Genomic DNA, 20740 nt, shown 5'->3' on the forward strand with positions numbered 1-20740 from the left:
GCTCCCCAAGAGGCATTAACATCTTAGTGAAATCAAGCAAAGCGAAGATTAAACTTAGAGGTTAAGCCCATCTTACGACGATTAGGAGTAAGATGTTCCTTTTAAAAAACGGATGATTGGTAGAAAGCTACTGCTGAGATGGTTGTTAAATTAAGTAGATAAATAGCGGGTTTAAGCCATTCTGATATGAATAAAAATATGATTTGCCACCATTAATTTTATATTGGTGGCAAATTATTTTTTTGCAATTATATTTTCTAGAATATTGACAGTATTATTTTTAATTTTGTTTGTTACATGGGAATATGTGTCCATAGTCGTAGCAAGCTTTGAGTGTCCTAATCTTTGTAGATGTAAAAGATATGCAAAAACATTGATGTAATGTATCAAGTTTATACTGGTGGGAGATGGTTGCATTGGGTAGTGGATTTAACCGATTATGTCGGACTATACGGACAAGCAATAGAAGAAATACAAGTACAAGTTGTTAAAAGATAAGATTTAGAGGGTAGTGAGGTAAAACTGTGGTTAAAAATATATATATGAGTTTTATTGTAAAAAATGTGTAAAATATATTTATTAAAGTAAAATATTGATATTTTATATATATTGATGTATAATTGTTGTAAATTGGAAAGAGAAGGGGGTATATTTATTTAAATGTTTATATTATTGAAGGGGGAATTAAAATGAAAAAGTTGAAAAAATTATTTATTTTTTTAGTAGCTACAATTTTAATTATTAATGGAGGTATAGCTACTCAAGCACTGGCATATTCACCCACTGGACAAGATGTAGTAAATGAAGCCTACAAATATATAGGAATACCATATGTTTGGGGTGGAAAAAGTCCAAGTGGCTTTGACTGCTCTGGCCTGACTCAATATGTATATAGACAGCTTGGTATAAATATACCAGGATGGATTAGTAAGGAGTCAGATTCACAACGTGGTGTTGGAACTCTAGTTTCAAGAGCAAGTGATCTTTTACCAGGGGATTTAGTTATAAGCAATAATTATGGACATATAGGTATTTATGTAGGTAATGGCGAGTATATTAATTCACCTCAAACTGGAGACTATGTAAAAGTATCTCCAGTACCAAATTCATTCAATGAGGGTAGAAGAATAGTTACTGCTCAAGATATTCCTGAGAAAGAAAAAATTAGAGGCTATATTACAACAGACAGATCACCAATATATTCGTCACCATCTAATGATGATAGTTTAATAATTGGATACTTAGATACTGGAGATATTGTTACAACTGAACTAAGAGTAGGTAATTGGTATAACACATCAGCTGGGTATATCTATGCTTCTAGATTGCAAGAGATGCCATATAGCTGTAACTTTACCGTAGATTATGATGGAGTGCCATATTATTCAGCTGGTAGTAACGATGATAGTTTAATATTAGGTCGTTGGAAAAAAGGGGACCAAATTACAGTAGATTTTAAAGCAGGAAACTGGTACCATACATCAGCTGGATATGTGTATAAGACAGGAATTACTCCAGTATTCAATGAGGGTACTGATGAAGATATTCCTAAGGAAGAAAAAATTAGAGGCTATATTACAACAGACAGATCACCAATATATTCGTCAGCATCTAATGATGATAGCTTAATAATTGGATACTTAGATACTGGAGATATTGTTACAACTGAACAAAGAGTAGGTAATTGGTATAACACATCAGCTGGGTATATCTATGATTCTAGATTGCGAGAAATGCCATATAGCTGCAACTTTACCGTAGATTATGATGGAGTGCCATATTATTCAGCTAGTAGTAACGATGATAGTTTAATATTAGGTCGTTGGAAAAAAGGGGACCAAATTACAGTAGATTCTAAAGAAGGAAACTGGTACCATACATCAGCTGGATATGTGTATAAGACAGGAATTACTCCAGTATTCAAATAAAATTTTATAAATTATAATAGACATAGTTAAAAAGCTAGTAGGGAGTAAAATCCTTACTAGCTTACTTTTCTTTTGTAACACATAGTTTGAGAATTAGGTTAAGATAAAATACTAGGGTGAGTCCCAGCCTTTTTACTTTACCTATAAATCTTTTATATTATCTAAATCAGATAAATCTTTACCACTATATTGATTAAGAAATCGTAATAGCTCCGTTCTAGTAACTTTAAATCTACCTAGTTTTAAGCCTATTAATATCTTTTTATCTATAAGCTCATATACTTTATGTTGGTCAACTTTTAAGATTTTTGCTATTTATGGAACTGTATAGAGCAAATCTTTAGTATCTAAATTAGTATAAATTACTTTAGTAGGTAATGGATTAACAGATTTATTAATATTGTCTATAAGAGTTTTTAGTTTTATATCTGATACCTAAACATTAATGTTAAAAGAATACAAATTTATTGCCTCATTATAATATTGATTAAGCTATATCATTCATATTAATTGGTATGGTGGCAATACCATCTATTTGTCACCCATGCAAGGCTCTCCAAGAATCTGAGCGAAGCGACGGATGATTGTTAGGAACCTACTGCTGAGACAGTTGTGAAGATAGAGAAGAAATAGATTTTCTTCATTCACTCTTTATTGACTTTTTCAACGTATAATAGTATAATGATAAAAAATTGAAATTTGAGGTGAAAAAATGATTAATTTTTCTTGCTAATTTTTAAAGTACATTTAATACAAAGATAAACAGATGTGTTCTGTTTGTTTTGTTGTGCTTATGCAAGAAAGTTATTCTTTTTTCTCTTAATATATACACTTGTATTATGCTATAATGATTAGCTTAACCACGTATATCTATGAGCTGTAAGAATAATTAATTCTTGCGGCTCTTACTTTTTTATAAATAATTCGAATAAGGAGGATGAATAATATTATGATAAATAAAGACACTTTGCTAACACATGATAATCTTCATATAGAGTCGGATACTGCAGGCGACACTTATATGGAGTAATAACAAGGTCGCCTATTGTTCCGACTTTGTTATTTATACTATTAAATACAGAGGAGGACAAAAATATGTCTTTAATAAATGTTACAAACCTAACCTTTGCTTATGAAGGTAGCTATGATAATATTTTTGAAAATGTAAGTTTTCAAATTGATACCGATTGGAAATTAGGCTTTACTGGAAGAAATGGAAGAGGAAAGACTACTTTTCTAAGTCTTTTGCTTGGGAAATACGAATATAATGGAAATATTTCAGCTGATGTGACTTTTGAATATTTTCCTTATGAGGTGCAGGAGCAAAGCAATTTCACCATAGATGTCATAAGGGAGATTAGTCCAAATTCAATGGATTGGGAAATAGTAAAAGAATTATCTTTGTTAGATATGGACTACGATGCTTTATATAGACAGTTTTATACACTATCTAAAGGAGAGCAGACCAAAGCATTGTTGGCTGCTATGTTTTTGAAAGAGAACTCCTTCTTACTTATTGATGAGCCTACCAATCATTTGGATGGTGAAGCTAGGCAAAAACTAAGTAATTACTTGAAAAAAAAGAAAGGATTTATTCTGATTTCACATGATAGATCTTTTTTGGATAATTGTGTTGACCATATTTTGTCTGTTAATAAAACTAATATTGAAATACAAAAAGGTAACTTTTCTTCATGGTGGAGAAACAAAGAATTACAAGATGGTTTTGAGCTAGCAGAAAACGAAAAATTGAAAAAGGATATTAGTAGACTTTCCAGCTCGGCAAAACGTACATCTACGTGGTCAGATAGTGTTGAAAGCAGCAAGCATGGAACTACTAATTCTGGGAGTAAATTAGATAAAGGATATGTTGGACATAAAGCTGCAAAAATGATGAAGCGTGCTAAAAATATAGAAGCTAGACAACAAGACATGATTGAGGAAAAATCAAAGCTTCTTAAAAATATTGAATCTAATGAAAGCTTAAAAATAGTACCGCTTACTTTCCATGATAAAAAGCTTGTAGAACTTACAGATGTTGCAATTGAATATGATGATAGAATTGTCTGTGAAGGAGTAAACTTCACTATAGATCAAGGTGAAAGAATTGCTATTAAAGGAAAGAATGGCAGCGGAAAATCAAGTATATTGAAATTAATTTATGGAGAAGACATCCCTCATAGTGGAATTGTAAGAAAGAATAATAAGTTAATCATTTCGTATGTTTCACAAGATACTTCAGATTTATATGGTAACTTATCTGAGTATGCAGATAAACACTGTATTGACGAGAGTTTATTTAAAGCGATGCTTAGAAAGCTTGATTTTTCAAGAGAACAGTTCGAAAAGAATATCGAAGATTTTAGTGGAGGACAGAAGAAAAAGGTATTGCTTGCTAAAAGTTTGTGTGAACGGGCACATTTGTATATTTGGGATGAACCATTGAACTTTATTGATGTCATTTCTCGTATGCAGATTGAGAAATTGTTAATTGAACATGAACCTACAATTTTGTTTGTTGAGCATGATAGTGCATTCTGTGAAAATGTTGCAACAAAAACAATAAAATTGTAAAGGTAGAAATGGCAATTAATATGTTTAATAGGAATATAAAAGTAACACACAATAGGCTCCATGCAAAGCCAGATGTTTTGGGCGATGCTTGCATGGAGTAGTATAAGTCGCTAATTATACTGGCTTTGCTTCTTAACTATTAATAGTGAGGAGGAAGCCTACATGAAACAGATAAAAACTAAATATGAAAAAATAAAACAAATAGTATCAAATTTAAAATTACCTGATTATAGATACGAACAGCTTACAAAAGCTATTTTTCATCAGAGAATAGATAATTTTGATGATATGCATATACTACCAAAAGCGTTAAGGATAGCTTTAGTAAATGAGTTTGGAAATAATGTATCTAGTGTAATACCTGTTTTTTTACAAGATTCTAAACAAGCTCAAAAATTGTTATTTGAATTGACTGATGGAGAAAGAATAGAAGCTGTTGGACTAAAGTATAAACAGGGGTGGGAATCGTTTTGTATTTCTTCCCAATGTGGTTGTGGTTTTGGATGTCGTTTTTGTGCAACGGGGAGTGCTGGATTTAAACGAAATCTTACTGCTGATGAGATAACTGACCAATTACTTTATTTCTATTTTAATGACCATAGATTGAATAGTATTTCATTTATGGGAATGGGTGAGGCTCTTGCAAATCCAGAGTTATTTGATACAGTAAAAATTTTAACTGATCAAAATTTATTTGGGTTAAGTCAACGAAGAATTACTATTTCAACAATTGGCATTATACCAGGAATTCAAAGATTGACCAAAGAATTTTCACAAGTGAATCTAGCTTTTTCACTTCATTCACCATTTGAAAGCCAACGAAGCGATTTAATGCCTATAAATAAAAGATTTCCATTGAATGAGGTAATGAAGACATTAGATGAACATATCATTCATACGGGACGACGAGTGTTTATTGCTTATATTATGATTGAAGGAATTAATGATTCGAAAGAACATGCAGAGGCAGTTGTAGGTTTATTGAAAAATCGTGGTTCATGGGAGCATTTATATCACATTGATTTGATACCGTATAATTCTACGGACAAAACAACTTTTAAATTTCAAGCTTCAAGTGCTATCAAGCAATTTTGCAGTACACTAAAGAAAGCTGGTATTAGTGTAACTGTTAGAACACAATTTGGTTCTGAAATTAGTGCTGCTTGCGGACAGTTGTGTTATGAAAATGAATTATGATGTTAGCTCAAAAATATCCATTTGAGTAAGTAAATAGTCTCATTTTAAGGATCTTGAAGATTTTTAATTAAATATTGAAGAGTATTGTATGTCCCTCAGATTTTATATTTGAGGGACTTTTTGGTTAAGATGGGTGAACTTTATGCAAGACTAAAGATGTTTGTTTAATTAGATTTATTTATATTGAAGTTTATGTGGTATTTTGAGATGTGCAGAAATGCTAACATTGGCTGTGTAGCTTGTAAAAAACTTTTAGTATCATTTAAGTTTTCTTAAAGTTTCTGATTGCTGAAGTTATACCAGTAATACTGAAAAGTTTATCTGAAAAATATAAAAATCACCTTCTTATAATAAATTTCTTTCGATATATTAATGCTGAAATGGCATTAATATATCGAAAGAAAAGAGTTTCGGCAGAATGTAGGTTCGTGATTTTGCCGTGGGGTCAAATGTTGGAATCATTGACGTTTACGGTAATATGCGCTATTATTTAAAGAGGTTTCGGGTATGTCAAAAATTAATATAAAATTAATTGTATGGAGGTAGGTATAATGATTACAGAAAAAAGTAATTCGAATGAATTTATTCTTGATAGTAAAGGGATATTTATCATTACTGGAATTATGGCATCTGGAAAGTCAACGATTGCTCAGCTTCTTGCAGAACGTTTTCAAAGGGGAGTTCATGTACATGGAGATATATATAGAAAGATGATTGTTGCTGGACGGGATGAAATGTCACCTGATCCTTCAGATGAAGCATTGAGCCAGCTTAACCTCCGCTATAAGCTTGCTGCTTCTACAGCAGATGCATATTTTGAGGCAGGATTTAATGTTGTTGTACAGGACAATATCATTGGAAAAATGCTTCAAGATTTTGTAGGAATGGTTCGCAACAGGCCTTTATTTGTGGTAGCACTTTGCCCACGCCCTGAAATAGTATCTGAAAGAGAGGCTGCAAGGCCTAAAAAAGGATATGGGGAGTGGGGAGTTATCAACTTTGATAGACTTTTTCGTAATGAAACACCTAAAATAGGATTATGGCTAGATTCATCAGAACAAACACCTGAAGAAACCGTTGACGAGATTTTAGCAAGGGCTTGGAGAGAAGCTCGTATCGTTTAACACTGAAAGATACGTGGAATACATGTAGATAAGAAGGATTCCTTGTTATAGTTTAATAAGACAAATCAGATAAAATAAAGCGGTCAAGTAATAACGTAAAATATAGCGTTATAATAGTTCGATCCATGCAAGGGCTCCCCAAGAATCCGAGCGAAGCAACGGATGATTGGTAGGAGCCTACTGCTGAGACGGTAGTAATACTGCAAAGAAAACATAGTTAGAACTTTGAGAAATCAAGGTTCTTTTTTAGTGAAAAATTTATATGTTTCCAAAGACATAGTAAGGAAAGGATAAAAGTGATATAATTAGGAGAAATGCGTTTGTTTTTAGAAGAATATGTGAAAAGTTACAGCAAGAAGAATTTGGATTAAATCTTTAAGAAGATTAATTAGAGGAGGATACATTATGAAAATTTCAAAGGAAGATGCGTTGATGTGGTTTGAATTTTTTGCCATGTTGCCAGAGGATGAGGAGCTTATGACAAAACAACAGGAAATCATATACGCTACCTTTGCACAAATAGAGGAGTCAATTGATCATAGAAATAATACCTTAATGTCGGAAATTAAAGACTTAAAAACTCTTGGGAATAGAACTTATTTTGTGGGAAATGAAAGAAAGTTTGCAATGGGATGCCGTTCTTGTCTTATGGGAACTGGCTTAAGTGCAATTAGAAAAACCAATAAATGTAACATAGAGTGTAAATTCTGTTATAATTATGGAGAACTAGAGGATCAGCCCCCTATAGGTGAAGGTATGTGGGAAATAGGAGGTACAAAGTTTTATGAGAAGGATATTGATTTACTTCTTTCCATTCATAAGAAACCTACTGGTGTTGCCTACGTTTACTTAGAACCATTTATGGAAATAGAAAAGTACTATTCTGTTATAAAGAAATTTAGTGATGCAGGTGTTTATCAACATCTATACACAAACGGTATCTTAGCTTCGGAAGAGACATTGAAAGCATTAGGTGAAGCTGGTCTTGACGAGATACGTTTCAACCTAGGTGCTACCAACTGTTCAGATAAGGTCATTGAAAACATTGGAATAGCGAAAAAATATATTAAAAATGTAGGTATTGAAACTCCAATGACTCCTGAGTTTTTCGAAGGATTTTTTAAGAAGAAGCAAGCAATCTTAGACACAAAACTCGATTTTATAAATTGTGCAGAACTACATTTAAATGAGAATAATATATACAATTATAATGGGGAAAACATGTATATTTCTAGACATGGATATATTTCTCCAATTTGGAGCAGAGAATTAACTTTGAAATTCATGAAAATAGCCGATGAAGAAAAGTGGGATTTAGCAGTTCATGATTGCTCAAACAATACAAAGTTTGCAAGAAATTTAAATCTAAGTAGCAAAGAAGGTAAGTGGTTTGGAGCTAGTAATTATGCTTGCGAGTTTGCTAGAATACCATATGAAGCATTTTTACCAATACTTAAGGATGATAACTTCAAATTTTTAAGTGAAGAAGAACTGCCGGAGGGCTATAAACCAGGAGAGCTGATTTTCTAAAGAATCTTGTCATTTTGTTTTCGATTTTGCAGCAGTGACTTTTAGTCATGGAAATCCTTATTTTTATGACTGGTGATGGCTTACGGATTGGAAAAATGTCATAGGATTGGAATGGACGAGTTTACTTTTTGTGTGAAGAGTTGACAAGTTAGGTGTAGGTAAGATTGTGGAGATAGGATAGATGAAGTTACGAAAATAGCCAGCCTCATAGGAGTGAATTACTCCTATGAGGCTGGCTATTACTTATTGGTCTGATCCTTTCTCAATCTCTCTCAAAGTTTTCCCTTCTGAAGTTTTCCACTCAGTTAGATCATTTACATGACCACCGATAATGAAAGCGGCAGCATAGGAAGGGCATTAGGTTTTGAACCTGGAAGTCAATTCGAATATAATAATGCCAACTATAACATGCTTGCATGGGCAATTGAAAATATAGTTGGGACAAATTGTGGTAACGCTTTAAAAAAGAATTCCTGAAGTAAATTAGACAGAGCTGCACTTTCGAAATATGAAGGAGTATATTATAAAGACAAGATAGTTTTGGAATTAGGGGAAGAAGTATTGGAATTTGCGTGTTTTAATGGAGATGTACATCACTTGCTCAAAGTGGAACATCTTTACGAAAGCTGATATTTATGCGTATTTTTATCAGTTATGTTACTTCCAATTATTGCTTGTGTGTTGATAATTGTTAGAGGGTATTTCATAGAAATACTTTTTGCTTTTATGGTTATTCAGTGGCTTTTTATTGTAATAATGAACTTTATTTATTTAAAAAAATTATTTTAATAAAAGAGAGGATGATACAGTATGTTGGGAGCGTTAATTTTATGGGTAATATTAGGTATTTATTTAATTGCTACTGTTGTTTTATTGAGTGGAAAAGGGAGCAATTTAGTCGCTGGATTTAATACAATGAGTAAAGATGAAAAAGCGAAATATGATAAAGTAAAAGTCAGTAAGCAAGCAGGAAAAGTCCTTGTATTTGCAGATATTAGTATATTGATTTTTGCGCTTTATTTTCAATTTAGGCTTGTACCTGCAATCAATGCAAACACTATTGAAAGTATGGGTGGAGAAATTGTAACTGTAACTTTAAGTATTGTTGGTTATATAATTGTATTATGTATAGTTGCTTGTTCTAAAGGGTTTAGTAATAGTAAAAAGTAAGAAGAATTGTGAGCATGGTTTATATGAAATAAAATTTAAAAATAGAATTATATGTGGCTAAACTTTAAAAGATTTTTTATACGAACTGAATAGCTGAATAGAGCACAATTTGGTTCTGAAATTAGTGCTGCTTGCGGACAGTTGCGTTATGAAAATGAATTATGATGTTAGCTCAAAAATATCCATTTGGGTAAAGAAATAGCCTCATTTAAAGATCTTGAAGATTTTTAACTAAATCTTGAAGAGTATTGTGTGTCCCTCAGATTTTATATCTGAGGGATTTTTTTGGTGCGCCCAGCATGAGTGTAATCTAAAGGGTGAAAGTCCCTAACACGAACTAGTAGTTGTAAGTGTATAGCTTAAGACAAGGGTGTCCACAGTGAGGTGTAATCTGAAGGAAGTCGGCGGCAAGTCTCTGGTATTACGAACAGAAATAACATATAAGGCAGTGACTATGGGGAAAGTTGCCAAACAAACTAAAGCCCAATAGCTACTCAAAAATAGGCAATGTAAATATGGCAGATAGATGGGTAGAAAGAGTGCACTCTTACCTGGGGAGGTCTTAGATATACACTGTGAAAATGAATTTTGAAGCAGTAACCTATGTAGTGATACATAGCTAAAATCTAAGAAGTCAGCAGAGGGCATAGTAGTAGGAGGGTCATGAATCTTCTACAAAGGACTGAACGATAGGAAGTTTTGAAACTTGGAAGAACACAAAGAAATGCGATGAAAGCAGACAACTTCATAAAGAAGGGTACCTACGTAAGGATAGAGCGGAACTTGAAGAGTATGTGGGAGCGCCTAGTATTTCATTGACGTTAGAAAAGCAACAAGATGCCGAAATTAAATATTCCAATAGATTGCTAGAAAGGATAATAGATAGAAACAATCTTAACCAAGCGCTTAAAAGAGTTAAATCTAACAAAGGTAGTCATGGAATTGATGGTATGAAAGTAGATGAATTTCTACAATATCTAAAAGAAAATGGTGATAGCCTTCGGCAGTCAATATTGGATGGAAGTTATAAACCCAACCCAGTAAGGCGTGTAGAAATACCAAAACTAGACGGTAAGAAACATCCACTTGGAATTCCAAGGGTAGTTGACCGAGTGATCAACAATCTATTGCACAGGTACTTAGTCCAATATTTGAAGAGAGTTTCTCTGAAAATGGTTATGGATTTAGACCCAACGGAAGTGCACATCAAGCAATTCTTAAATGTAAAGAATACATGGATAATGGATATGGTGGGCAGTAGATATAGATTTAGAGAAATATTTTGATACCATAAATCATGATAAATTAATAGGATTAGTTTATAAAGAAGTTAAGGATATTAGAGTGATTTCATTAATAAGGAAATATATGCAAGCAGGTGCAATGATTAATCAGGAAATGGAGCCAATTGATTAAATGTTAAAATTAATTTTGTAGTTGAATATTATTGATATGTTATTATTTTAAACACAATACCTCAAAATAATGATATACTAATATTTGCATATTATATTATTATTTGGAGGTAGTATAAAAATGAGAAAGTATTACTATAAACTTGATATTTTACGAGGTATAGCCATAATAGGAGTATTACTTATACATATTACTTCTATACTTGTTTCACAACAAGATGTATTCAGTATATTTATTAATCAAGCATCAAGGTTTGCTGTACCAACTTTTCTTTTTCTATCTGGGTTAGGGATAACGATTTCTAATAAACTTAAAAGAGGATATAGGAATTTTTTATTGAAACAAATGGAGAAAATAATACCATTATACTCAATATATAGTCTTATATACTATCTAGTTAAATATAGAACATTTAGTATTTTAGGATTTGTAAAAGGATTTTTTCTAGGAAGAAGTTATTATCATTTATATTATGTGACTTTAATTTTTCTATTATACTCTATATATCCAATCATATTGAAACTTGTAAAAAAGAAATATGGAATATTAATAGCTTTATTTATTACTGTTTTAAGTCAAGAGTTAGGTATATTTACAGGTATGAATATATTCAACAATAAGTTAAATATATTTAATTGGATATTTTATTTTAGTTTTGGAGCATGGTTTGCAGATAACTTTGAAAGTAAAGTTGACAGAATAAAGAAAAATAAGATAGAGATATTTTGTATATTTATAGTATCATTGGTAGGGGTTTTTTTAGAGTCATATTTATCAATGAATAAACTAGGAGTAGGAATGGCTACCACATCAATGCGACCAAGTATAATTTTACTTTCGGTTTTATTTGTTTTACTAATACTAAGCATTGATTGGAAAGATAATTTATTTAAGAAAATAACTATTAAACTATCAAATTTATCTTATGGAATATATTTATCACATGTATTGGTATTAGAGGGTTATAGGTATTTACATATTAAAATATTAGGAACTTCAATAAATAGTTGTATTTATGTCATTATTACATTTATTATTGTTATGCTATTATCCATATTATTGACTATAATAATGAATAAGCTCATGGATGTGTTAAGTAATGTAGTTAATAAAAAAGATAACGTTATTGGTGTATAATTAATTATTTTATCTAATCCGCAATTGAATTATATTGCTAACTAAATAGAGCTTAAGAGATTAGAGAAATCTAGTCTCTTTTATTTTTACAATAAAGGATGTGTAAAATGGATAATATATTAAACTATATAAAAGTTACAATCGCAGCTATAGGAATAGGGATAACATGGCTTTTAGGTGCTTGGGACACTGCATTATGTGTATTATACTCTTTATGGTTTTAGATTACAGTACAGGCTTATTAAGAGTATGGATTAATAAAGAAGTATCTAGTGATGTAGAACTCAAAGGAATAGCAAGAAAATCAGTTATATTTGTAGTCCTAATAGTAGCTGTAATGTTAGATAGATTATTAAATGCTGGTACTTGGGTATTTAGAGCATTGGTGACTTATTTTTATATAGCAAATGAGGGAATAAGCTTGTTAAATAATTTTAATTTTTTTAATAAGTTATATTGTTGGATTACTGAGTTTTTGGACAGCTAAGATTTGTGGTATATTTATAGTGCTACCTTTATTAGTTTTTCATTACAGTTTGCAAATCAGGATTACGATGTATTACTATATGACTTCCATGCCAATAAAAACCGTCGTGGAGAGCATATTGCTGATTTGCTTAAAAAGAGTGGTGCAGATGGATTAATTCTTTTTATGCAGAAATTATGTGACCATGAAGAAATGGAATATCCATACTTGAAGCAAGCCCTTGATAAGGCTGATGTTCCACATATTAAATTAGGTATTGACCAGCAGATGATGGGTTTCGGACAAGCTTGTACAGCAATACAAGCCTTTGTTGATATGATGGAATTTGTATAAAATTAAGTGATTTATTAAACAATTGGAACTATGTGTGTAGTAAAGGGGATAGTATAATGAAGATTGAAAAAATTTTTGCAGTGTATTTTTCAGGTACAGGAACTACAAAAACAATAGTAACTCAAGTTGCGAAAGGACTTAGTACAGCATTAGACCTTCCAACAAATGAAATTGATTTCACAGCTTATAAAGCTAGAATGAGAAAATTAGTATTTAGTGAAACAGATTTAGTAGTAATTGGTCTACCTGTTTATGCAGGCAGGCTGCCAAATCTTATCCTTCCATATATAAAAGCTATACAAGGGAATGGATCTATGGCTGTTCCAATAGTGTTATATGGAAATAGAAATTATGATGATGCCCTTATGGAATTAAAAACAGAGTTAGAGAAGAATGAGTTTCATGCAATTTCTGCAGGGGCATTTATTGGTGAGCACTCTTTTTCTAAGGTGTTAGCAGCAGGAAGGCCAGATGCAGAAGACCTAAGGAGTGCAGACAGCCTCGCAGATAAGACAGCTCAAACTATCCATCATCTTTCCAGGGATAACGAGCTTATAAAAGATTTGCTTGAGGTAAAGGGAAATATGCCTTTACATGCATATTATACTCCAAGGGACCGTAAAGGAAATCCTATTGATATCAGAAAGGTAAAGCCTAAAATAAATGAAAACTGTATTAATTGTGGAAAATGTATAGAGATGTGTCCAATGGGCGCTATTGATTCAAGGGACCCAGCTCTTGTTTCAGGAATATGCATTAAATGTTGCGCATGCATAAAACGCTGTCCACAGCAGGCAAAATACTTTGATGATCAAGGGTATGTTTATCATATGCATGAGCTAGAAGAACAATACGGGGCTACGCGTAAAGAGCCAGAGCTTTTCTCAATTAACTTGTAGTGTAATAGTCCTTCAATATTATATTATAAATGCAATCATCTCCCTAGGATTTGACTATATGAGCAGGTCAGTCATAGAGAGGTGATTGTTTTATTTTACACAGAAATTCTTATTTGAAATCAAGCTTTCTTATTTTAAAATGCTAAAAGAAATGTAGAGTCACTTTGACTGGTTTTGTATTTAAAAAATCTATATCAGAATGACTGTAATATATTACATATAAGAAGAAAGTTTAAAATAATTTTTTATATACTTTTAAGAAAAATATACCAATATTAAAATAATGGTAGAATTATAACTTTATTACGAAGGAGAAAATGAAAAAATATGGTTATTGAAGGAAGAGTACCAATCGTGAAAAATGTTATTTGTTGTCAAAATAATTAAGTATTGGTATTGCGCCTGAACCTGAAATATATAATGTACGGGTGCTATTCTTGAAGTATTTAAAGAAACTACGAAGATTGCGAAATTAGAAGGGTTTTATTTTAGTTACTAATGTAGTTTTAGATTCTGTCTTAATCTTGGGGATTGGATCATTCCCTAAAATGAGTATAAAAGGGGCGGCATTAGATACCATAGCTGCCCGGATTGTGATTACTTTAATATTTATATTAGCATCAAGAAAAAATAAACTATTATTTTCCTACTTACATATTTTAAAATTACCAAAGAGGGATTATATTAAGAGGATATTCAAGTTGGGGCTTTCGGATTTTTACAATTACAAACCCTTATATACATATCTATAGTTTTGGTAAAAATATTAGCTAAATAGGGATTGACACTAGTAGCTGTACAATCTATAGGCTCACAAATAGATGCTATATGTGGAGGATGGCAGAAGATTTTTCTTATTAATACAAGTATTTATAGGGCAAAATTATGGTGCTAGAAATTATGATAAGGTAGAAAAAGTATATTATAAAGGAATTAAATTAGTTGGCATTATAGGAACACTTGCAAACCTCATACTTATATTTGCTAGAGAACCTATATTTAAAATGTTTACACTAGGCTTTTCTGATTTAGATAGTGAAAGTATTGATATTACGAATCCACCTACCATCTCGTTTCCAAATGTAGCCATGGACATTTCGCAGATATAACTCCTTCTTTAAGCATTTGTTTGAACTTCCAAAGGCGCAAATCTATTTTAACTTGACACTAAGTTATATAATAAATAAAAAACTGTTTGACAAATGATACCATTAAAGCTATTATAGATACATTAAGTCTTTTATTGGAGGTGAGTTATACATTATGAAGTATTCAAAAGCTACAAATTATGCCCTTCACACCATGCTTTTTCTTGCAATGGATACACCAAATAAGCTTGTGAGTGTACAGGAGTTAGCAGAAAAACAAAAAGTTTCTCCGACGTATTTGTCCAAAATATTGACTAAGTTAGTTAAGGAAGGAATGATTAATTCTTCTTCAGGTGTCAATGGAGGTTATTCACTTAGTCAAAATTGGGAAGATATTTCATTCTTGGACATCATACATGCTATTGAAGGTAAATCATCTTTATTTGATTGCTGTTTAGATTCTTATTCAGAATGCGTTATAAAAAAAGTAATGCTTTCGGCGGAGGAAAAAATGGAGGAAGAGTTAAAGAATCGAAAAGTATCAGATCTTGTCAAGAAAATATCTGTGGATTCATAATCCACTCTTATTTTTAAATTAATTAAAGATATAAAGAGTCTTTAAAGTCTTTAATTATAAATTTTATTGATTATTGATATAAGGCAATATTATGGAAAATCTATTTAACTGTCCATATTTTGATAGTTAGATAAAAAGACTAATCTTTGATTGGTATTTCAGAAAATAATTTTAATCTTAATCATTATAATTTAAAAATAAAAGTAAAAAATAAAAGGAGACAAGTTTATGCAAATCACACTTTACTTAATTATGGGTATAATTATAGGAATGTTTTTCCCTATTCAGGCATCTATAAGTGCTCGTTTAAGCTCTTATTCAAAAACACCTTTAACAGCTTCATTTATCGCATTTTCTTTAGGATCAGTGATACTACTCATTATAAATTTAATAGTAGATCCTGCAGGAATAAGTGTAGGGATTGATTTTTCATATCCATTGTATATTTTTATCGGTGGAGCAATAGCCGGCGTTGGTTTTAATGTGGCTAATATCATTCTTTTTTCAAAACTTGGGGCTTCAGTTACAACAATAATAACTGTAACTGGGCAAATGGTTGTAGGAATTCTAATTGATCACTTTTGGTGGTTTGGTGTACCAGCTAATCCTATTAGTATTACTAGAACAATCGGGACTATCATTATGATTTTAGCTATTTCATTGGTTCAACCTAAAAAGAAAAGAGATTTAACTACGGCCTCAGAAGAAGAGAAAAAGGATAGTAAAATTACTTGGATAATTTTAGGGGTTTTAGCTGGGTTTTTACCACCATTACAAACCGCAATTAATGGAAAACTTCGTGTTGCAACAGGTTCGATTTTAGGAGCTGCCTTTATTTCTTTTTTCGTTGGCGCCATTATCTTACTAATTTTGATATTGATTACCCAACGTCGCTTAGAGTTTCCTTTGTATGACACTCAAAAAAATCGCATTCCTATTTGGGTATATATAGGAGGTATATTTGGCATATTTATTCTAACAGGTAACATTATTATATTACCTGTACTTGGATCGGTTTTAACTACCATGATTTTTATATTGGGACAAATGATTATGGCATTAACAATCGATCAGTTTGGAATGTTTAATTTACAAAAAAGAAAAATTGATAGTAGAAGAATTGCCGCTCTAGTATTGACTATTATTGGAATAATGTTTGTTAAGTTCTAGTAATCTTCTGTGCCATATCCCCATAGATAATTTAAAACGATCTTACAAGAAAATTGGAAGCAACAGTGTTGGATAACCTCACTTTTTTTCAGAGCATAAAGAAATTGCAGGGCGACTGCAAACTCTTTGCGACGTAGGGTTGGATTATCTTAAGCTAGGGAAGTCTACAATCACCATATCGAGCGGTGAGTGTCAGCGCATTAAGCTGTCCAAAGAGATGGGGAAATCCAGCTAGGGGCACACGCTTTATTTGTTAGATGAACCCACCACGGGACTGCACCCTTTGGATATTGATTGGTTACTGAAACTACTACGCAGATTGATTGCAAGGAACAGCTCGGTGTTTGTGATTGAGCACGCTTTGGAAATAATTTCACAGAGCGACTATATCATCGACATTGGCCCGAGGGTGGTACATCTGGCGGCAGGGTTGTTGCACGGGGAATGCCGCAGTAGATTGCTGAAAACAAAAACAGTTTAACCGGAAAGTACTTGAAAGAATTTATAAAGGAGAAGATAAAATGAGTGGAAAAATTATCATGAATTTAGCCATCAGCATTGACGGATATATTGCTGATGAAAGCGGCGGCTTTGATTGGATTGAGGGGCAAGGTGATACAGCTATTGATACAGCCGAAAGAAGTGAGTTTGAAGAGTTTCTTGTGGGTATTGATATTGTTGTTATGGGAAAAAACTGCTATGATCAGGGTTTTGCTAAAGAGTATCCAACAAAAATGGTTTATGTAGCTACAAATGAAGAGAAAGAAGATGAAGGGAATATCCGTTTTATCCGTGGTGATATTGTCAGCATATTTGAAAAAGAAAAGAACAGTGGTAAAAATATATTTCTGTTCGGTGGTGGTGGTCTGATAGATCACTTTGTTAAGGCCAATGCTATTGACGAATATATTGTGGGAATCATTCCAACGATACTTGGAAAAGGCCGCCCTCTATTTTTAGGAAACAACCCGACAATACAGCTTCATCTTGATAAATACACCATTAATAATGGAATTGCTGTGTTTCATTACTCAAAACGATAAAAGGAACCGGCGTGTTGATAGTCAATCAACACGCCAAAGAAAAATCCATATCTTTAGACGTTGAAGTAATAATAATAAGAAAAAGGAATTTGAAATTGTAAATAAAAAAAATTGGGACTATAAAGCATAAGTTTTATCGCAATAAAATGCTGTAGTCAAGATTTTTAAATTAGCCAAGTGGTAGTTTTGGCTTGAAGGAGTGATAGGATTATGGACATTTGGGAAGAAATGTATAAAGAAGCTAGAATAGTTCAGAATGGAAGAGAGATTTCTCCATTCATAGAAGCCGGTGGCGTTGCTGCTGCAATTTTAACTAAGAGAGGTAATATTTATGTTGGTGTTTGTATTGACACCGCGAGTACTCTAGGAATGTGTGCGGAGAGAAATGCGATTGCTAACATGATTACAAATGGAGAAAGCCAAATAGCTAAAGTCGTAGCGGTAATGCCCGACGGTAAAGTTGGTTCCCCCTGTGGTGCTTGCAGAGAATATATGATGCAATTAGACCGTGAAAGCGGTGAGATTGAAATTCTGCTTGATCTTGAAACTAAAAAAACGGTTAAATTAAAAGAGCTCATTCCAGATTGGTGGGGATATGACAGATTTAATTTATAAACGTTGATAAACAAATTCTAGTAAGTTGAGCAGACTAATTGGTGTAAAAACAGGAATTTAATAAGGCTTATATAAGAGGAGGCAGTTTATGGAGCTAAGATATACAACGAGGTTCCCGGCAAAAGAAGATTTATATGCGCTTTATGATAATCTTTGATGGAATGATTTTTAGAGCTGTCCCCGGGACAGTTATTAATTGCAATGAAGCAAAGCTGGTATTCTATTTATGTGTACGGTGGAAATAAACTTGTTGCAACAGGCAGGATTGTTTCAGGGGGATTATTAATGCTTATTTATGAGGGTTAGGCGTTGATTCTCATTTTAGAAATCGTGGAATCGGAACAGAAATAAGTAGAAGATTAATGGCACATTGTCTTAAAAATAATTTACATATACAATTTTTCTGTGAAGAGAGCTTAGTCTCATATTATAAGAAAGCTGGACTTGAAAAATTTGCAATCGGTATGTGGTAGAAAGAAAAAATAGCTGTACAAAATGAGCAAATTCTGAAGTAAACCGCCTATAACTTGGATTTATATATGGAAACAAAACAGGAATTTGAATATAGAAAACATCGATTATAAAACGAATTTATATTAGTTTGGGAGGTTTAGATGATTAAATATTTGGACACTTGCAAGGAAACTAATCGACTACAAATACGACCATTAAATATGGACGATTACAAAATATGGCTTGAGGGATTTAATGGACAAGCACTATCTAAAACAAAGTTTGATGATGGGTGGTTTGATACATCTTTTTTAACAGAGGAATGGTTTAAAAACAAACTAAAAGAGCGTGAGGAACTTGGTAAAAAAGATTACAGTTATATGCTAAATATTTTTTCTAAAATTAATGGTGCATCAGTTGGATATTGTGATATAACCACTCATATGAGAGAAGATTTTCAATATGCACGAATAGGATATACGATTTTTAATCAATTTTGGCAACAAGGATATGCAAAAGAGGCTATTCGTGCGATTGTCCAAATTGGATTTGAGGACCTAAATTTTCATCGTTTGGAAGCACACATTAATAAAGATAACGATATATCAAAAAAGGTTGTTCTCTCTGCAGGATTCAAATTTGAATGTGTTAGAGAAAAATTTATTATAGAAGACGGTAGTTGGATTGACAATGAAATCTATTATATACTCAACAACAAATATAGGTTATAAGCATTGCGGCTTATCAGAGATGGAAAACAAACACCTTGTATTATACCATACTCCGGAGAGTTTGAATGAAATGGAAATTGATAAATTACGATTAAATTGTCCAAAAACAATTCCTGCTGAATATATTCCAAAATTCGAGTTTATATTAAACATGGAAGAATATTTTCTAGATGGCATGGTTCAAATGAAGTTGAATAGGAAAGGAGAATTATACTAGTGACTGAAAGAGAAAAAATGCAGAATGGTTTTCTATATGATGCTAACTATAATGAAGAAATCGTTAAGGAACGAGAAAAAGCCAAGGATCTTTGTTTTGAATATAATCAATTAAGACCATCTGATTCAGAAAATCAAAAAGCGATTATATCTAAGCTGTTAGGTAAGACAGGAGAGGCTTTTTATATAACTGCTCCGTTTTATTGTGATTATGGCTACAATATCGAGATTGGAAACAACTTCTATACTAATCACAACTGTATTATTTTAGATGGTGCCAAGGTAACCTTTGGGAATAACGTTTTTATTGCTCCTAATTGCTGCTTTTCAACGGCCGGACATCCTCTTGATTCGGAGCAAAGAAACGCGGGCTTAGAGTTTGCTCACCAAATAAAAGTTGGAAACAGTGTTTGGTTCGGTGCAGGAGTGATTGTTTTGCCTGGCATTAATATTGGGGATGATGTTGTCATTGGTGCAGGAAGCATAGTGACAAAAGACATTCCGTCAGGAGTGATAGCTGTAGGAAACCCTTGTAAAGTCATAAGAAAAATTACCGAAGAGGACAAAAAAAGGTACTGGAAGGATGAAAAGTAATTTTTCTGAGTATGCAAGGAGTATTTCATTGTAGAAAATATAAGAGGTTACCTTGAATCAATTGGAGGGAATATAACATGTCTGGTATTATGATAAGGAATTACAAGCAACTATAAAAATTGATAAAGAGGCTTGATGGTAAAGTCGGTTCCCCTTTGGTACTTGTAGAGAATAATTGAGAATTATTTTTATTTCAAGAGCACTTAAAGTGTCTAATAGGCTATACAACATAGGCAAATGAACAAAATAAAGATTTCAATGATATGCTGCAAAACAATAAAGATATGCCGAAAATCCAAACCGTAACTGACGAGGAGAGTATTAAAAAGTATGGTGGGAGTAGAATGTTTTTTGCTCCATCTATTGAATACAACAAAACTATGAAGTAAATTCCTAAAGGTAAGGTTATTACAGTTGGAGCAATAAGATATTTTTTTGCTAAAACCAATGCATATGCG

Annotated in this window: 20 protein-coding genes and 2 pseudogenes; 21 read left to right on the plus strand and 1 reads right to left on the minus strand. The window is 32.3% G+C overall.

Annotated elements, in window-relative coordinates; translation table 11 throughout:
* Nucleotides 1–689 precede the first annotated feature (689 nt).
* On the plus strand, nt 690–1928 hold the full coding sequence (locus tag B3W71_RS16690; protein ID WP_346890070.1) for a C40 family peptidase: 1239 nt from the start codon (nt 690–692) through the stop codon (nt 1926–1928).
* Between the two features lie 141 nt (nt 1929–2069).
* Here B3W71_RS16690 and B3W71_RS16695 read toward each other — a convergent pair whose 3' ends face one another.
* Nucleotides 2070–2243, minus strand: coding sequence for a helix-turn-helix domain-containing protein (locus B3W71_RS16695; RefSeq protein WP_346890148.1), 174 nt, complete (start codon nt 2241–2243; stop codon nt 2070–2072).
* A 780-nt stretch (nt 2244–3023) separates the two neighbouring features.
* Between B3W71_RS16695 and B3W71_RS16700 the strand changes: the two genes are divergently transcribed.
* From B3W71_RS16700 to B3W71_RS16795, 20 genes and pseudogenes are all read left to right on the plus strand, one after another.
* Nucleotides 3024–4502 carry an Lsa family ABC-F type ribosomal protection protein gene (locus B3W71_RS16700; RefSeq protein WP_346890149.1) on the plus strand — a complete coding sequence of 493 codons (1479 nt, stop codon included), beginning with the start codon at nt 3024–3026 and terminating at the stop codon, nt 4500–4502.
* A gap of 162 nt (nt 4503–4664) precedes the next feature.
* Nucleotides 4665–5699 carry a Cfr family 23S rRNA (adenine(2503)-C(8))-methyltransferase gene (locus B3W71_RS16705; RefSeq protein WP_346890071.1) on the plus strand — a complete coding sequence of 345 codons (1035 nt, stop codon included), beginning with the start codon at nt 4665–4667 and terminating at the stop codon, nt 5697–5699.
* Nucleotides 5700–6250: 551 nt separating this feature from the next.
* Nucleotides 6251–6823 (plus strand): AAA family ATPase, encoded by a 573-nt coding sequence (locus B3W71_RS16710; protein WP_346890072.1) that lies wholly within the window; start codon nt 6251–6253, stop codon nt 6821–6823.
* Between the two features lie 405 nt (nt 6824–7228).
* A complete protein-coding gene (locus B3W71_RS16715) occupies nt 7229–8353 on the plus strand; it encodes a radical SAM protein (protein ID WP_346890073.1) in 1125 nt (374 codons plus the stop codon).
* Nucleotides 8354–8671: 318 nt separating this feature from the next.
* Nucleotides 8672–8830 (plus strand): hypothetical protein, encoded by a 159-nt coding sequence (locus tag B3W71_RS16720; RefSeq protein WP_346890074.1) that lies wholly within the window; start codon nt 8672–8674, stop codon nt 8828–8830.
* A gap of 333 nt (nt 8831–9163) precedes the next feature.
* Complete coding sequence (locus tag B3W71_RS16725) at nt 9164–9523, plus strand: DUF3784 domain-containing protein (RefSeq protein WP_346890075.1); 360 nt, start codon at nt 9164–9166, stop codon at nt 9521–9523.
* A gap of 794 nt (nt 9524–10317) precedes the next feature.
* Complete coding sequence (locus B3W71_RS16730; protein WP_346890076.1) at nt 10318–10809, plus strand: hypothetical protein; 492 nt, start codon at nt 10318–10320, stop codon at nt 10807–10809.
* A gap of 250 nt (nt 10810–11059) precedes the next feature.
* Nucleotides 11060–12076 carry an acyltransferase gene (locus B3W71_RS16735; RefSeq protein ID WP_346890077.1) on the plus strand — a complete coding sequence of 339 codons (1017 nt, stop codon included), beginning with the start codon at nt 11060–11062 and terminating at the stop codon, nt 12074–12076.
* 107 nt (nt 12077–12183) lie between these two features.
* Nucleotides 12184–12509, plus strand: a pseudogene (locus B3W71_RS16740) (phage holin family protein); the annotation flags it as partial.
* A gap of 57 nt (nt 12510–12566) precedes the next feature.
* A complete protein-coding gene (locus B3W71_RS16745; protein WP_346890078.1) occupies nt 12567–12896 on the plus strand; it encodes a 2-hydroxyacyl-CoA dehydratase family protein in 330 nt (109 codons plus the stop codon).
* A 56-nt stretch (nt 12897–12952) separates the two neighbouring features.
* Nucleotides 12953–13795, plus strand: a complete 843-nt coding sequence (locus B3W71_RS16750; RefSeq protein WP_346890079.1) for an EFR1 family ferrodoxin — start codon at nt 12953–12955, stop codon at nt 13793–13795.
* 830 nt (nt 13796–14625) lie between these two features.
* Nucleotides 14626–14904: an MATE family efflux transporter gene (locus B3W71_RS16755; RefSeq protein WP_346890080.1), complete on the plus strand. Its 279-nt coding sequence runs from the start codon at nt 14626–14628 to the stop codon at nt 14902–14904.
* Between the two features lie 154 nt (nt 14905–15058).
* Nucleotides 15059–15460, plus strand: a complete 402-nt coding sequence (locus tag B3W71_RS16760; protein WP_346890081.1) for an RrF2 family transcriptional regulator — start codon at nt 15059–15061, stop codon at nt 15458–15460.
* Nucleotides 15461–15688: 228 nt separating this feature from the next.
* The gene (locus B3W71_RS16765) at nt 15689–16630 is read left to right on the plus strand and encodes a DMT family transporter (RefSeq protein ID WP_346890082.1); all 942 of its coding nucleotides are present in this window, start codon (nt 15689–15691) and stop codon (nt 16628–16630) included.
* Nucleotides 16631–17151: 521 nt separating this feature from the next.
* Complete coding sequence (locus tag B3W71_RS16770) at nt 17152–17673, plus strand: dihydrofolate reductase family protein (protein WP_346890083.1); 522 nt, start codon at nt 17152–17154, stop codon at nt 17671–17673.
* A gap of 210 nt (nt 17674–17883) precedes the next feature.
* Nucleotides 17884–18288 (plus strand): cytidine deaminase, encoded by a 405-nt coding sequence (locus B3W71_RS16775; protein ID WP_346890084.1) that lies wholly within the window; start codon nt 17884–17886, stop codon nt 18286–18288.
* Between the two features lie 614 nt (nt 18289–18902).
* Nucleotides 18903–19472, plus strand: coding sequence for a GNAT family N-acetyltransferase (locus tag B3W71_RS16780; protein ID WP_346890085.1), 570 nt, complete (start codon nt 18903–18905; stop codon nt 19470–19472).
* Between the two features lie 70 nt (nt 19473–19542).
* A complete protein-coding gene (locus tag B3W71_RS16785; protein WP_346890086.1) occupies nt 19543–19689 on the plus strand; it encodes a hypothetical protein in 147 nt (48 codons plus the stop codon).
* Nucleotides 19689–20282: a sugar O-acetyltransferase gene (locus tag B3W71_RS16790; RefSeq protein WP_346890087.1), complete on the plus strand. Its 594-nt coding sequence runs from the start codon at nt 19689–19691 to the stop codon at nt 20280–20282. Before B3W71_RS16785 ends, B3W71_RS16790 begins: the two co-directional genes overlap by 1 nt.
* Before the next feature lie 263 nt (nt 20283–20545).
* A pseudogene (locus B3W71_RS16795) lies at nt 20546–20731 on the plus strand (methylated DNA-protein cysteine methyltransferase); the annotation flags it as partial.
* Between the last annotated feature and the right edge of the window lie 9 nt (nt 20732–20740).

It is taken from the genome of Clostridium sp. UBA1056 (assembly GCA_002316385.1).
Taxonomy (GTDB): domain Bacteria; phylum Bacillota; class Clostridia; order Clostridiales; family Clostridiaceae; genus Clostridium_J.

What these genes read in the sequence shown, in the direction of transcription:
- B3W71_RS16760 (WP_346890081.1), top strand. Translation starts at nt 15,059, where the DNA reads ATGAAGTATTCAAAAGCTACAAATTATGCCCTTCACACCATGCTTTTT.
- B3W71_RS16770 (WP_346890083.1), top strand. Translation starts at nt 17,152, where the DNA reads ATGAGTGGAAAAATTATCATGAATTTAGCCATCAGCATTGACGGATAT.
- B3W71_RS16715 (WP_346890073.1), top strand. Translation starts at nt 7,229, where the DNA reads ATGAAAATTTCAAAGGAAGATGCGTTGATGTGGTTTGAATTTTTTGCC.
- B3W71_RS16720 (WP_346890074.1), top strand. Translation starts at nt 8,672, where the DNA reads ATGACCACCGATAATGAAAGCGGCAGCATAGGAAGGGCATTAGGTTTT.
- B3W71_RS16700 (WP_346890149.1), top strand. Translation starts at nt 3,024, where the DNA reads ATGTCTTTAATAAATGTTACAAACCTAACCTTTGCTTATGAAGGTAGC.
- B3W71_RS16725 (WP_346890075.1), top strand. Translation starts at nt 9,164, where the DNA reads ATGTTGGGAGCGTTAATTTTATGGGTAATATTAGGTATTTATTTAATT.
- B3W71_RS16750 (WP_346890079.1), top strand. Translation starts at nt 12,953, where the DNA reads ATGAAGATTGAAAAAATTTTTGCAGTGTATTTTTCAGGTACAGGAACT.
- B3W71_RS16735 (WP_346890077.1), top strand. Translation starts at nt 11,060, where the DNA reads ATGAGAAAGTATTACTATAAACTTGATATTTTACGAGGTATAGCCATA.
- B3W71_RS16710 (WP_346890072.1), top strand. Translation starts at nt 6,251, where the DNA reads ATGATTACAGAAAAAAGTAATTCGAATGAATTTATTCTTGATAGTAAA.
- B3W71_RS16765 (WP_346890082.1), top strand. Translation starts at nt 15,689, where the DNA reads ATGCAAATCACACTTTACTTAATTATGGGTATAATTATAGGAATGTTT.
- B3W71_RS16705 (WP_346890071.1), top strand. Translation starts at nt 4,665, where the DNA reads ATGAAACAGATAAAAACTAAATATGAAAAAATAAAACAAATAGTATCA.
- B3W71_RS16775 (WP_346890084.1), top strand. Translation starts at nt 17,884, where the DNA reads ATGGACATTTGGGAAGAAATGTATAAAGAAGCTAGAATAGTTCAGAAT.
- B3W71_RS16780 (WP_346890085.1), top strand. Translation starts at nt 18,903, where the DNA reads ATGATTAAATATTTGGACACTTGCAAGGAAACTAATCGACTACAAATA.
- B3W71_RS16690 (WP_346890070.1), top strand. Translation starts at nt 690, where the DNA reads ATGAAAAAGTTGAAAAAATTATTTATTTTTTTAGTAGCTACAATTTTA.
- B3W71_RS16785 (WP_346890086.1), top strand. Translation starts at nt 19,543, where the DNA reads ATGGAAATTGATAAATTACGATTAAATTGTCCAAAAACAATTCCTGCT.